This window comes from Mesorhizobium sp. M1088 (genome assembly GCF_040318575.1).
Classification (GTDB): Bacteria; Pseudomonadota; Alphaproteobacteria; order Rhizobiales; family Rhizobiaceae; genus Mesorhizobium.
Genome location: NZ_JAMYMO010000042.1, coordinates 36,331 through 50,217 on the forward strand (window position 1 = coordinate 36,331; position 13,887 = coordinate 50,217).

General features: G+C 61.0%; 13 protein-coding genes. 8 read left to right on the forward strand and 5 right to left on the reverse strand.

All coding sequences use genetic code 11. The features are described 5' to 3' along the window. Positions 1-30 precede the first annotated feature (30 nt). From NKH49_RS29495 to NKH49_RS29510, 4 genes are all read left to right on the forward strand, one after another. Entirely contained in the window at positions 31-1,011 is a 981-nt protein-coding gene (locus NKH49_RS29495) for an RluA family pseudouridine synthase (protein WP_352451037.1), read from the forward strand. 68 nt (positions 1,012-1,079) lie between these two features. After that, positions 1,080-1,931 (forward strand): DMT family transporter, encoded by an 852-nt coding sequence (locus NKH49_RS29500; protein WP_502907960.1) that lies wholly within the window; start codon positions 1,080-1,082, stop codon positions 1,929-1,931. A gap of 2 nt (positions 1,932-1,933) precedes the next feature. After that, entirely contained in the window at positions 1,934-2,725 is a 792-nt protein-coding gene (locus NKH49_RS29505) for an ATP12 family chaperone protein (RefSeq protein WP_352929066.1), read from the forward strand. Positions 2,726-2,910: 185 nt separating this feature from the next. Beyond that, positions 2,911-4,797: an MFS transporter gene (locus tag NKH49_RS29510; protein WP_352929059.1), complete on the forward strand. Its 1,887-nt coding sequence runs from the start codon at positions 2,911-2,913 to the stop codon at positions 4,795-4,797. A gap of 85 nt (positions 4,798-4,882) precedes the next feature. On the opposite strand, the gene NKH49_RS29515 is transcribed toward NKH49_RS29510, so the two are convergent. Next, positions 4,883-5,077 carry a DUF2735 domain-containing protein gene (locus NKH49_RS29515; protein WP_352772917.1) on the reverse strand — a complete coding sequence of 65 codons (195 nt, stop codon included), beginning with the start codon at positions 5,075-5,077 and terminating at the stop codon, positions 4,883-4,885. Positions 5,078-5,396: 319 nt separating this feature from the next. Between NKH49_RS29515 and NKH49_RS29520 the strand changes: the two genes are divergently transcribed. Beyond that, complete coding sequence (locus NKH49_RS29520; protein ID WP_023717535.1) at positions 5,397-6,437, forward strand: glutamine synthetase beta-grasp domain-containing protein; 1,041 nt, start codon at positions 5,397-5,399, stop codon at positions 6,435-6,437. A gap of 116 nt (positions 6,438-6,553) precedes the next feature. Here NKH49_RS29520 and glnA read toward each other — a convergent pair whose 3' ends face one another. Together glnA and NKH49_RS29530 are read right to left on the reverse strand one after the other, a co-directional pair. Beyond that, a complete protein-coding gene (gene glnA / locus NKH49_RS29525; RefSeq protein WP_023675115.1) occupies positions 6,554-7,963 on the reverse strand; it encodes a type I glutamate--ammonia ligase in 1,410 nt (469 codons plus the stop codon). 54 nt (positions 7,964-8,017) lie between these two features. Beyond that, complete coding sequence (locus NKH49_RS29530) at positions 8,018-8,356, reverse strand: P-II family nitrogen regulator (RefSeq protein ID WP_019857988.1); 339 nt, start codon at positions 8,354-8,356, stop codon at positions 8,018-8,020. Between the two features lie 358 nt (positions 8,357-8,714). On the opposite strand from NKH49_RS29530, the gene NKH49_RS29535 reads away from it, so the two are divergent. From NKH49_RS29535 to NKH49_RS29545, 3 genes are read left to right on the forward strand one after another with little or no spacing between them, the layout of a single operon-like run. Further along, positions 8,715-10,244, forward strand: a complete 1,530-nt coding sequence (locus NKH49_RS29535; protein ID WP_352815518.1) for an NAD(P)H-hydrate dehydratase — start codon at positions 8,715-8,717, stop codon at positions 10,242-10,244. Beyond that, positions 10,241-12,103 (forward strand): hypothetical protein, encoded by a 1,863-nt coding sequence (locus NKH49_RS29540; RefSeq protein WP_352929062.1) that lies wholly within the window; start codon positions 10,241-10,243, stop codon positions 12,101-12,103. Before NKH49_RS29535 ends, NKH49_RS29540 begins: the two co-directional genes overlap by 4 nt. Beyond that, a complete protein-coding gene (locus NKH49_RS29545; protein ID WP_352919798.1) occupies positions 12,058-12,231 on the forward strand; it encodes a hypothetical protein in 174 nt (57 codons plus the stop codon). Before NKH49_RS29540 ends, NKH49_RS29545 begins: the two co-directional genes overlap by 46 nt. Positions 12,232-12,275: 44 nt before the next feature. Here NKH49_RS29545 and NKH49_RS29550 read toward each other — a convergent pair whose 3' ends face one another. Continuing rightward, positions 12,276-13,346: a M48 family metallopeptidase gene (locus NKH49_RS29550; protein WP_352815522.1), complete on the reverse strand. Its 1,071-nt coding sequence runs from the start codon at positions 13,344-13,346 to the stop codon at positions 12,276-12,278. Between the two features lie 7 nt (positions 13,347-13,353). Continuing rightward, positions 13,354-13,887: carboxyl transferase domain-containing protein (locus NKH49_RS29555; protein ID WP_352929064.1), on the reverse strand; the 534-nt coding region annotated here is incomplete at its 5' end.

Consider the following 13,887-nt stretch of genomic DNA (forward strand, 5'->3'; position numbering starts at 1 on the left):
TTGCATGCCTGCAAAACGGCGATTGGAATCATGGCAGGCGTTGAACAGATCACAGTGGACGCCGGCGAGGCGGGCATGCGGCTCGATCGCTGGTTCAAGAGCCATTTCCCCGGTCTCGGTTTCGGTCATCTGCAGAAGCTGCTGCGTTCCGGCCAGATCCGCGTCGACGGCGGCAGGGTGAAGGCCGATACCCGCGTCGAAGCCGGCCAGACGGTGCGTGTGCCGCCGCTCGAAGTCGACAAGAAAGGTGAAAGCCCGCTCACCGGTCATTCGATCCGCAACCAGGGCGACGCCGACGTTTTGGCAAAGATGCTGATCCATGAGGACCCGAAGGTCTTCGTCTTCAACAAGCCGGCCGGCCTGGCAGTGCAGGGCGGCTCGGGCGTCACCCGCAATGTCGACGACATGCTGGAAGCCTGGCGCAACCAGAAGGGCGAGAAGCCGCGCCTGGTGCACCGGCTCGACCGCGACACGTCGGGTGTGCTGGTTGTCGCCCGTACAAGGCTCGCCGCCATGAAGCTCGCCGAAGCGTTCCGGGCGCGTGAGACGAAGAAAACCTACTGGGCGCTGGTCAAGGGCGTGCCGCCGAAGCGCGAGGACAAGATCTCGACCTGGCTGATCAAGGAACCGACGCCCGACGGCGATCGTGTGCGTATCGCCAAGCATGGCGAAAAGGGCGCCGATCACGCCGTCTCCTATTACCGCATAGTCGAGCAGGCGGCGCAGACCCTGTCCTGGCTGGAAATGGAACCCTATACCGGGCGCACCCACCAGCTTCGCGTCCATGCCGCCCATATCGGTTGCCCGATCATCGGCGACCCCAAATATTTCGAGGCCGACACCAATTGGGATTTTCCAGGCGGCATGCAGAACCGGCTGCATCTGCACGCGCGCCGCATCGTTATCCCGCATCCCGACAAGGGCTTTGTCGACGTCACCGCACCGATGCCGCCGCATATGCGCCAGAGCTGGAACCTGCTCGGTTTCGACGAGCAGAGTGCCGAGGACTAGCGCTGGTGGGCGTCGCCACAGAAACCCTCGACCGCCGTGACGCGGTCGATCTGGCGGCAGCCGCCATCATGGTTGGGTTGACTTTTTCCTGGGGGCTGAACTACGTCGCCGCCAAGATCTCCTACGCCGGCTACGATCCCATTTTCCTGTCGATCGCACGGTCGGTGATCGGCGGCCTGTGTGTTTTCGGCTGGTGCCGCTGGCGCGGCAGTGCGCTGTTCACGCCCGACAAGACCCTCGTCGCCGGCATTCTGGCAGGCGCGCTTTTCGGTCTCGAGTTCCTGTTTCTCTATGTCGGGCTCGAGCATACCACTGTCGTGCGCAACACTTTGCTGGTCAACACCATGCCGTTCTGGATGTTGGTCGGCGGTCATTTCCTGCTGGGCGAAAGCATCACGGCACGCAAGCTCGTTGGTCTTCTGCTCGCTTTCGCTGGATTGATCGCGGTGTTTTCCGATAAACTGAGCGCCAATGGCGGCGCAACATTGGGTGGCGATTTGCTGGGTGCCGGCATTCTGTGGGCCGTGACCAATATCGTCATCAAGCGGTCGAAGCTGGTGACGGCCAGCGCCGAAAAGCTGCTGCTCTATCAGCTGGCCGGAGCCGCTGTCGTCGGCATTTTGGTGATGCCCTTTGCCGGGCCGCCCGTCCGCAGCTTTACTCTTCTGCCGACCTTGGCTCTGCTGTTCCAGGCCGTCTATGTCGTCGCCTTCACCTATGTGCTGTGGTTCTGGCTGCTGCGGCGCTACCCTGCATCTGGACTGTCGAGCTTCACTTTCCTGTCGCCGGTATTTGGTGTGCTGTGCGGCGCCGTGTTCTTGAATGAGCCGCTGACCGTTCGTATCTTCCTGGCACTCGCCCTGATCGCCGCCGGACTCATCATCGTCAACCGGCCGGCCCGAAAACAAAGTCCCGGATGAGCATGCGCGATATATTGAACGACCTCGAAGCTGGAAAGCTGCTCTCTGATCCGGACCCGGTGCGTCGCGCCCAGATCCAGATGAAGACGCCGCTGCCGAAGCGCTTCTACAAGACCGTCGCGGTAGCACCGGTCGAAGACAGTTTTGCCGTCCATCTCGATGGCAAGCCCGTCCGCACGCCGGCCAAGGCGCTGCTGGCGCTGCCGACCGAAAAGGCGGCTGCTCTCGTCGCCGAGGAATTCGCCGCACAGGAGGAGACCATCAACCCGGTGACGATGCCGGTGATGCGTCTGGTCAATACGGCAATCGATGGCGTCGCCAGTGATCCCCAGGCCGTGCTGGAGGATATCCTGCGCTTTGCCTCGTCCGATCTGCTCTGCTACCGCGCCGATGCGCCCCAAGGACTCGTCGAGCGGCAGAACCAGCTTTGGGATCCGGTCATCGACTGGGTGCGCAGCGCTCTCGGCGCCCGGTTCCATCTTGCCGAAGGCGTGATCCATGTCGAACAGCCGCGCGAGAGTATCGCGCTGCTTGGCCAGCATCTTGCCCAACGTGCCGATCCGCTGCGCCTTGCCGCCATCCACGTCATGACGTCGCTGACCGGATCGGCGCTGCTGGCGCTGGCCGTCGACTTCGGCGAGCTCGACGGCGAGGCGGCCTGGGCTGCCGGTCATGTCGACGAGGACTGGCAGGCCGAGCAATGGGGCCATGATGCCGAGGCCGTCGCGCGCCGCGCTACCCGCAAGCGCGACATGATGGCCGCAGTCAGGCTGCTCGAAGCTCTCAAAGGCTGACGGCACCGCCTGCGATTTCGCACTGCACATTAGACCAAAGTCATAATCCCAAAGGCGGTCTGCCTCTGGGCACTGCTTTCTGTCATTTTTTGCACCGATGGCTGCACTGAGTCTGCGTTGCGAGGAAACGCGGACGATGAAGTGCCGCATCGAGGACTGACAGAATCACACGGGAGGATACGCTCATGGCAATGGCATCGACCGCCGGCAAAACAAGCCGCGGCATGACGCGCGAGGAGAAGAAGGTCATCTTCGCTTCCTCGCTCGGCACCATTTTCGAATGGTACGATTTCTATCTCTACGGTGCATTGGCGGCCGCGATCGGCACCGCATTCTTCAACTCCTATCCGGAAACAACGAGAAATATCTTCGTGCTTCTGGCGTTTGCCGCAGGCTTCATCGTTCGCCCGCTTGGTGCCCTGGTGTTTGGCCGCATCGGCGATCTCGTCGGCCGCAAGTACACATTTCTTGTCACCATCATGATCATGGGTCTATCGACCTTCCTGGTCGGCGTGCTTCCCGGCTCCGCCAGTTGGGGCATTGCCGCGCCGATCATGCTGATTGCGCTCCGTCTGCTGCAGGGTCTGGCGCTTGGCGGCGAATATGGCGGCGCCGCGACCTACGTCGCCGAGCACGCTCCAGATGACCGCCGTGGCTTCTACACCTCATGGATCCAGACCACCGCAACGCTCGGCCTGTTCCTGTCGCTGATCGTGATTCTGATTGTGCAGAATTCCCTCAGCAAGGAAGATTTCACAGCTTGGGGCTGGCGCATTCCGTTCCTGGTTTCCGCGGTCCTGCTCGCCATCTCGGTCTGGATTCGCCTGTCACTTGCCGAGTCTCCGACCTTCCAGCGTATGAAGGCCGAGGGCAAAGGCTCCAAGGCACCCCTGTCCGAAGCCTTCGGCCAGTGGAAAAACGCCAAGATCGCATTGCTGGCGCTGCTTGGCCTTACCGCTGGCCAGGCCGTGGTCTGGTACAACGGCCAGTTCTACGCGCTGTTCTTCCTGCAGAACGTGCTCAAGGTCGATCCGCAGTCGGTCAATATCATGATCGCAATCGCGCTGGCGCTTGGCACCATCTTCTTCGTCGTATTCGGCTGGCTCTCCGACAAGATCGGCCGCAAACCGATCATCATGGCGGGTTTGGCGCTGGCGATCGTCACCACCTTTCCACTGTTCAAGGCACTGACCCGCGCCGCTAATCCCACTCTAGCTACCGCGCAGGAAAATGTTCGAGCAACCGTCACCGCGGCACCGGGCGACTGCAGTTTCCAATTCAATCTGACCGGAACATGGAAATTCACCAGCTCGTGCGATGTTGCCACGGCATTCCTTGCGAAGAGTTCCGTGCCATACGATGTGGTCACGACAGCCGCGCCCGGAACTGCTGCAACGGTCAAGATCGGCAACGAAACGACTGAAGCCTATGACGCGGTCGCGGTTGGCGACCAGTTGAAGGCCAAGGAGACAGCCTTCGGCAAGGCAATCAATATCGCCTTACAGGATGGAGGTTATCCTCTAAAGCGTGCGGCATCGAAAGTGGCCGACCAGAAGCTCGACGCTTTTGTGGCTGCCAATCCCGAGCTTAAACTCGATGCCACCGCGATTCGTGCCGGCGAAAAAACAACCGTCCCGACAGACAAGGCAGTCGCGGACAAGATCCTGACCAAGGAAGAAGCGGCTGGCGCAACCGAGGTGACAGTCTACAACATTCCCGCGTCCGGCGCTTTTGCCATGTTCGCGGATCCGGCGCAGATCAACTGGCCGCTGACCATCGGCATCCTGTTCATCCTGGTTCTGTACGTGACCATGGTTTACGGGCCGATTGCTGCGATCCTGGTCGAGATGTTCCCGACCCGCATCCGCTACACCGGCATGTCGCTGCCTTATCATATTGGCAATGGCTGGTTTGGCGGTTTACTGCCGGTGACCGTCTTCGCGCTGAGCGCGGCTAAGGGCAACATCTATTACGGCCTCTGGTATCCGGTCGCTGTTGCAGCGATGTCGCTGATCATCGGCATGATCTTCGTCAGGGATACGCTCGGAACGGACCTGCACACCAAACAGTAGCCGGCCTGTCCGGTTCAAAGCAAGGCCCGGCGCGAGTGATCGCGCCGGGCTTTTCCAATCTATCGAGTGCATGGAGGGGAAGGGCTTAGCTCTTCCGATCCTGGCTCGCTTCCTCGATCGCTGCTTCATGATACCAGGCACTTCCGAAATCCGTTCGGTTGCGCAACGAAGCAAGTTCTGCCGCGAACTTAGCCTTTCCGCTTAAATTTGAGGCAGAAGCGCGCGCTGCCACCGGGAACACCAGGATTTTGGCCGACTGACGAGTGGAAGTGATTTCCATTGTCGGTTTCCTTTCTTCGACAGAACCTTGCCGATTCAACCTTTCCCCAACATAGGTTCAGCAACCGAAATAGGCAACATGATTACTAAAAGATCAGTACTTGCACATTATTTGTGCAAAATGTGCTTGTGGATGATCCGAACGCAGCATGACGGCGGACCAGCGATTTTGGGCGGATACAACCTCTCTTTTGCCGCATCCATCGCCGGCGAGAATGGCACACGAATTGCATTTTAGTAATCCGGCAGGTCGGCTGCTGGATAGGCCGGCTCGCCCCGGCGCCATCCAGGGTTCGGTGATCAAGCAACGAGAGGCTAGAATGACGAAATACAAGCTCGAGTACATTTGGCTCGATGGATACACCCCGGTTCCCAATCTTCGCGGAAAGACGCAGGTCAAGGACTACGCCGAGTTTCCGACGCTCGACCAGCTTCCGCTGTGGGGCTTCGACGGTTCTTCGACCATGCAGGCCGAGGGCCACAGCTCCGACTGCGTTTTGAAGCCGGTCGCCGTTTATCCGGATCCCGCCCGCACTAATGGCGCGCTCGTCATGTGCGAGGTCATGATGCCGGACGGCGTCACGCCGCATGCGTCCAACAAACGCGCCACCATCCTCGACGACGAGGGCGCCTGGTTCGGCTTCGAGCAGGAGTATTTCTTCTACAAGGACGGCCGCCCGCTCGGCTTCCCCGAGAGCGGCTATCCGGCGCCGCAAGGCCCGTACTATACCGGCGTCGGCTATAGCAATGTCGGCTCCGTCGCCAGGCAGATCGTCGAGGAGCATCTCGACCTTTGCCTTGCCGCCGGCATCAACCATGAAGGCATCAACGCCGAAGTGGCCAAAGGCCAGTGGGAATTCCAGATCTTCGGCAAGGGCTCCAAGAAGGCCGCCGACCAGATGTGGATGGCACGCTATTTGATGCAGCGCCTGACCGAGAAATACGGCATCGACATCGAATATCACTGCAAGCCGCTCGGCGACACCGACTGGAACGGCTCGGGAATGCATGCCAACTTCTCGACAGCCTATATGCGCGAAGTCGGCGGCAAGGCGTATTTCGAAGCGCTGATGGCGGCTTTCGACAAGAACCTGATGGATCACATCGCCGTCTACGGGCCGGACAACGACAAGCGTTTGACCGGCAAGCACGAGACCGCGCCGTGGAACAGGTTCAGCTATGGCATCGCCGATCGCGGTGCCTCGATCCGCGTGCCGCACTCCTTCATCAACAACGGCTACAAGGGCTATCTCGAAGATCGCCGGCCGAATTCGCAGGGCGACCCCTACCAGATCGCCTCGCAGATATTGAAGACGATCGCCTCCGTCCCGACCAGCGCCGAGGTTTCGGCAGCGGCTTGAGCATTCGTCATGGCGTGGACCTCAGGTCTGCGCTGTGACTTTCTCTCCAATCGCATCACAATAAAAAACCCCGGCGTCTTTGCCGGGGTTTTTTCTATTGGCTGCAACGATCCGGATCACACCGAATAATACATATCGTATTCGACCGGATGCGGGGTCATTTCGAAGCGCATTACCTCGGCCATCTTGAGCTCGATATAGCTGTCGATCTGGTCGTCGTCGAATACGCCGCCGGCCTTCAGGAAGCCGCGGTCCTTGTCGAGGCTCTGCAAAGCCTCGCGCAGCGAGCCGCAGACGGTCGGGATTTTCTTCAATTCCTTCGGCGGCAGGTCGTAGAGATCCTTGTCCATCGGCTGTCCCGGGTGGATCTTGTTCTTGATGCCGTCAAGGCCGGCCATCAGCATGGCGGCGAAGGCAAGATAGGGGTTCGCGCCCGGATCGGGGAAGCGGACCTCGACGCGCTTGGCCTTCGGCGACGAGCCGAACGGAATGCGGCACGAGGCCGAGCGGTTGCGTGCCGAATAGGCGAGCAGCACCGGCGCTTCATAACCCGGCACCAGGCGCTTGTAGGAGTTGGTCAGCGGGTTGGTAAAGGCGTTGATCGCCTTGGCATGCTTGATGATGCCGCCGATATAGAACAGGCAGCTCTCGGACAGGCCGGCATATTCGTTGCCGGCGAAGGTCGGCTTGCCTTCCTTCCAGATCGACTGGTGGACATGCATGCCCGAGCCATTGTCGCCGAACACCGGCTTCGGCATGAAGGTGGCGGTCTTGCCATAGGCGTTGGCAACCTGGTGCACGACATATTTGTAGATCAGCATCTTGTCGGCGTTGCGGACCAGCGTGTCGAACTTGATGCCGAGCTCGTGCTGTGCGGCGGCCACTTCGTGGTGGTGCTTTTCGACGCGCACGCCCATCTCGGCGAGCACGGTGAGCATTTCCGAGCGCATGTCCTGCGCCGAATCGACCGGCGGCACCGGGAAATAGCCGCCCTTGATGCGCGGCCGATGACCGAGGTTGCCGGTCTCGTAGTCGGTGTCGTCATTGGACGGCAGTTCGGTCGAATCCAGCCTGAAGCCGGTGTTGTAGGGATCGGCCTTGTACTTGACGTCGTCGAACACGAAGAACTCGGCTTCAGGACCGACGAAGATTTGGTCGCCGATGCCTTCGGCCTTCATGTAGGCCTCGGCTTTTTTTGCGGTGCCGCGCGGGTCGCGATTGTAGGACTCCCCGGAGATCGGATCGAGGATGTCGCACAGGATGACCATGGTCGACTGCGCGAAGAACGGGTCCATATGCACCGTATCGGAATCCGGCATCAGCACCATGTCGGACTCGTTGATCGCCTTCCAGCCAGCGATCGAGGAACCATCGAACATGACGCCATCGGCAAACATGTCTTCCTCGACCTCGACGACATCCATCGTAACGTGCTGCAGTTTGCCCTTCGGATCGGTGAAGCGCAGATCGACGAACTTAACGTCGTTGTCCTTGATCTGCTTCATGATGTCTTTGGCTGTCGTCATGTCCCTGCTTCCCTATGTGATGACGTTTTGAACATGGCCTTTTAACGGGAAAATTCAGACGGCGTCCATGCCGGTTTCCCCGGTGCGGATGCGCACCACTTCCTCGATGTTGGAGACGAAGATCTTGCCGTCGCCGATACGGCCAGTCTGGGCCGCCTTGCGGATGGCTTCGATCGCTGCTTCGACCGCATCGTCGCCGAGCACGACTTCGATTTTCACCTTCGGCAGGAAGTCGACGACATATTCGGCGCCGCGATAAAGCTCGGTATGGCCCTTCTGGCGGCCAAACCCTTTGGCCTCGGTAACGGTGATACCTTGCAGGCCGGCCTCCTGAAGCGCTTCCTTCACTTCGTCTAGCTTGAATGGCTTGATGATCGCTTCGATCTTTTTCATGTAAAAAGTGGCCTCCACTGCCAAAAAAGACGGGTTGTGAGCCCCGCTTGCGCCTCAATCAAGCACGAACTGTGCCAATTGATGGGGTGCCGGGTGGGCTCACATGATTTGGATACCATGCTACGCGGGAATGTACATTCGCGTCATTCTCCGCGTCGGATGCGCCATGAGCGCCACGAGCCTAAACAACGCCGGTCCCGTCGTCCGCACAAAAAATGGGCAGATCGGATATTTCATGGGCAGCTGCGGACCTGCGACTCGTCGCTCCGGGCATTGCCGGTGTGTTTCATAACCTTCGTAGTTTGCGTCGGATCAAAAACTGGACAATGCTTCGGCAGATGATGTGCATGTCGCCCGCATGAGCCACGAACTTCTTTCTCCGTCCGAAATGGCCGAGGCCGACCGGCTGGCGATTGCCGCTGGTCCATTCGACGGCATCGGCCTGATGCGCAATGCCGGCGCTGCGGTTGCTGCCGTGGTGCTCAAGCGCTACCCGAAAGCAACGCGCGTCCATGTGCTTTGCGGCCCCGGCAACAATGGCGGCGACGGCTATGTCGTGGCGCGCATCCTTCGGGAGAGCGCCGTCGATGTCTCTGTGTGGGCGTCCGGATCGCCCAAACGCGGCCGTGATGCGGCACTCGCTGCCTCGGAATGCCCGGTTGAAGCTCGGCCGCTGTCGGATTTTGTTGCCGAGATGGGCTCGGTCGTGGTTGACGCGGTCTATGGGGCGGGGCTGTCCAAGCCGCTGTCCGGCGACGCCGCCAAGGTGATCGACATTGCGGCGGAATTGAATTTGCCGGTTGTTGCGGTCGACCTGCCGTCGGGCGTTTCAGGCGAGAGCGGCAATGTGTTAGGAAAGGCCTTCCGGGCCCGGACCACGGTGACCTTCGCGCGAAAAAAGCCAGGCCATCTTTTGTTGCCGGGGCGCGAGCTGTGCGGCGAAATCGTGCTCGCTGATATCGGCATAAGCGACAGTGTTGTTGCGCAGCTTGAACCACGAACATTCGAGAACATTCCGGCGCTCTGGCTTGGCCGCTTTCCGGTTCCGGCCGTCGACGCCCATAAGTATAAACGCGGCCATGTCGGCGTCTTTTCCGGCGGGCCGTCGGCGACGGGTGCTGCGCGGCTGTCGGCGCTTGCCGCGGCTAGGAGCGGGGCAGGGGCCGTCACCTTGCTGTCGCCGGCGAACGCCATCCATGTGAACGCGGCGCATCTGACCTCGATCATGCTGCGCAAGCTAGACACTGTCGCGGATGTGGACGAATTCGTCGGCAGCCGCCGGCCATCGGCCTTCGTGCTCGGCCCAGGATTTGGCATTGGTGAGAAGACGCGCGAATTCGCCCTGGCCGTGCTGAATGGCGCTCGTGGGCAAGACGGTGGGATCGACGGACTGGTGCTCGACGCCGACGGCGTCACCTCGTTTCGCGACGCGACGGATGCCCTGTTCGAAGCCGCCAGCCGGCCGAGCGCGCCGGCTCTGGTGATGACGCCGCATGACGGCGAATTCGTCAGGCTTTTTTCAGATATCGCCGAGGACAAGGACCTGTCCAAACTGGCCAAGGCACGCGCCGCAGCCGAACGGGCCAACGCCACTCTCGTCTACAAGGGTGCCGACACTGTGATTGCGGCCCCCGATGGCCGGGCAGCGATCAACGACAATGGCGCGCCTTGGCTGGCCACCGCCGGTTCGGGCGACGTGCTGTCGGGTATCATCGCCGCGCTGCTGGCGCAGGGCATGCCGGCCTTTGAAGCGGCCTGTGCGGCAGTCTGGATCCATGCCGAGGCCGGCAGCCGTTTCGGACCGGGGCTGATCGCCGAGGACCTGCCGCTGGCGCTGGTGCCGGTCCTGCGCGAGCTCGTTGAAAGCCGCGGGAAGGCTGCCGAATGAACCGCCTGATTGCGCTGCTCGTTGCGATCATTAGTGCCATATCCATGGCGCAGGCCGCGAACGCCGGAACTCCGCTGACCATCGTCGACGACCCGGCCGTTCTCGCCGCTCTCGACAGCAACGGTTACGGGTTCGCCGGCATTTTCGGCGTCGATGGCAACGGCGATTTGAAGACGCTTTATGATAAGGCGCCCGCTTACCACGCGATCGTCGAAACGATTGCAAGCGACGTCGCGGCATTGCGGGCCGAGATGAAGGCCGGCGGCCGGCCGCTTTACGAGGTGACCGACGGCAATGTTGGCCGCGTCATGGACATGCGCTGGCTGAGGACCGAGGCCGCACGCTTCCGCCTTGTCGGCGTGGTCAACCGGCTCGACCGGCGCGACTTCGCCGCCTTGCAAGGCGACACGAGTTGCGGCGAAGTGCGCTTCATCTATCGCCTCGCCTACGGCTTCAAGAAGAACGGCAAGGTTCTGGCCTCGCGCCTGCCGTTCAATTTCAGTGCCGTCTACGATGCCGCGCCGGATGCCGACGGCGGTTGTGTCGGCGTCGCGGGACGCTGGGCACCACAACTCGACGAGAGCGTCGATGCCGGCTGGCTGACCGGTGGGCCGCTGGAAAGGACGGCGCTCACCTTCAAGCAGCTCGAGCTCAATGCGCAAGTGGTGCGCTTCCCCTCCGGCCAGGAGACCGAATTCGGCGGGCAGGCTGCCTATCTCATGCGAATTTTCGGCATCGACGGAGCGGCTGTCAGCGAAAAGCCGCTGGAAAACACGCCCGACACGGCACGTCTCGCCGAAGATGCTGCGCTGAAAGCAAGACTTGCCGACTATGTCCGCACCAATGTCGCGGCGGTCGATCTCGGCATCTACAAAATCCCCGATGAATTCTTGGCAAGGAAGGTCATCTCCTGGTCGACCTTCGGCAGCGCAAGGCAGGCCAACCACCCGTTTGCGCCATTATTCCAGCCTGCGGATTTTGTCGGGCTCGATTATTCCGCCTTGAGGCTGGTGCGCACGCCGGAGGCACTGGTCGAGCGGCTGGACAACGGCGCCTGCCAGGGCTGCCATCAGGCGGGCTCGACCGCCGGCTTCCATTTCATCGGCCTGGACGATAAGACGACCTCGCCGCTCAACCGCATCGAGGTCGGCATCTCCCCGCATCTCCACGCCGACATCCCGCGCCGCGTCGCCTGGCTGCACGCGACTGCCGACGGCAAGGAACCGAACCGCTTTCGCCCGTTATCGTTCGCGCCGCCGGCGACCTGGAACGATGCCGGCGAAATCGCCTATTCGCCGGCCGAGATGGCGATGCCTTGCCTGATGCCACAGGATGCGGCCCGCTTCGGCGCGACATGGCAATGCGGTGGCGGCACCGTCTGCACGCCGTTGACAACCGCGTCCGGCGTGCGCACCAAGCTGGCGCAATGCCTGTTGCCCAAGGACAGCGAAGATATGTTTTCCGGCCACCCTTGTTTAACGGGATCCATCGCCAGCAACCCGGCACAGCCTTTCAATGACCGGTATACCATCACCGGTCAGTTCGCCGCGTTCGCACCAAGCATTTCGCGCGCCGCCTACACCTGCCGACCGCCGAAGATCGGTGTGCCGGCGGGTATCGCCTATCGCGGCTGCGATGACCGGGATCGCAGCTTTGCCGCCTTCAAGACGGGCAAGCCGATGCCGAACGAGATTTGCGGGCTGGTTGGCGGCAAGAAATTCGACACCTGCGTGGCGACCAATAATTTCGATCAGTGCCTGGGCGGCGCCGTCAATCGCGGCAATCGTCCGACCATTTCTGCCGCGAGGATTACATGTGTCAGTCGCTGCCGCCCGATACACCCGGTATCGGCAAAGTGAAGGGCATCGGCTTCTGCTCGCCGACCTATTTTATCTTCCAGATGCGCATCGACAATCACGCCACGCCGTGGTCGGGCGCTGTCCGCGCGACGATGGGAGCCGGGTTCGGAGCAGCGGAAGCGGAATAGGCCGACGACTCTGACATTGGCCGCAGTAGCTCCAGGGCGGACAGCTATCGATCGAGGTCGTCGGCGATGTTCGATGTCCATTCACCGTCGAAATGCCGGACGCGTTCGGCGACCACCTCATCGCTCAGCAGGCTCGACAAGGCGGAAACCAGAACTGGTTCTATCTCTGGAGCCGAGCTAAATCCAAGAGCATTCAAACGTTCGGACCAGGGCGGATGATCCGCGCTTTCGTTATCTGGCGCGTCCCAGGCCTTTTGCGCATATTCTTGCAGGATGGGAAGCCTCGACAGGTGACTGGCGGCCGCCAGAACTCTTTCGAGTGGTGGACGAGGCGGTACCATGGTGCCAAGCAGTTCACGTTTAAGCGGAATATACACTTGGTCATCGAAGAACGCACTGGCGGCACCGACCAGCAGCAGGGCGCGGGCCGCTTCATATGCATCGCCGGACATCGCTGCATGACGATCCGCGTCAATTTCCGCCCGCCGCGACAACCGTATTTCTTCGCGCTCCAGCGTGCGCGACAGCGGGCCAAGCATCCAGTAGAACAGGCTGCCCGAAACTGTTTTTCCCGGTGGGGCGAAGTCGAAGATTAGATCGAAGCTCTTTTCGAGTTCGGCCAGGTTGAGCCCGCCATTTGTATCTTTATTTTTCAGATGGGCGTCCTCATGGGCCAAGATCGCCGCAACCCCCTTTTGGTCGGTCACTGCGAGCAGCGGCAGGCCCACGGTGAGAATTGCCCTGCGACCAAGCAGGCCCAGAAACGGCCGCTCTTCACCGATACTGGCGTTGAGATCGGGGCTCAGCACGATGGTAGTCCGGCTGGCGCGGTGTTTGCCGGCAATACTCTCCCAGATGGCCCATAATTTCGGGGCTGATTCCCGAGTAATCCCGTCCACCTTGCTGGGTCGAAAACCGGCGAACAATGTCCCGATCAACAGAACCATGCCCAGCATCGCAGCTGGGATCGCAACAACGCCAGCCGCGATGACGGCGAGCGGATGCCGGTCGAGAAACCAGAACCATAAGACTGTTGGGCAGAACAGCGGCAGAGCGAAAAGCAGGACGGCAAACCTGCCGAAGTGCGCTCCCATGTAGAAGACCAGGCGCGACATCAACCCCTCACAGCGGAATGTTGTCGTGCTTCTTCCAGGGGTTTTGCATATCCTTGTTGCGCAGCATCCTGAGCGCGCGGGCGATGCGGCGGCGGGTTGAATGCGGCATGATCACCTCGTCGACATAGCCACGCTCGGCGGCAACGAAGGGCGACAGGAAGCGATCTTCGTAAGCCTTTGTGTGTGCTGCAATTTTCTCCGCGTCGCCGATGTCCTTGCGATAGATGATCTCGACCGCGCCCCTGGCCCCCATCACCGCAATCTGCGCCGTTGGCCAGGCATAGTTCATGTCACCGCGCAAATGCTTTGACGCCATGACGTCATAGGCGCCGCCATAGGCCTTTCTGGTGATGACGGTGATCTTTGGCACGGTCGCTTCGGCATAGGCGAACAGAAGCTTGGCGCCGTGCTTGATCAACCCGCCATATTCCTGCGCGGTGCCCGGGAGGAAGCCCCGGCCCAAGGAGAAAGTGTAGATGGGGCTGGCGCAGCCCTGGCCCAAGACCCCACAAAGGACCCCCGAGCCGGCTGGAGGGCAAAA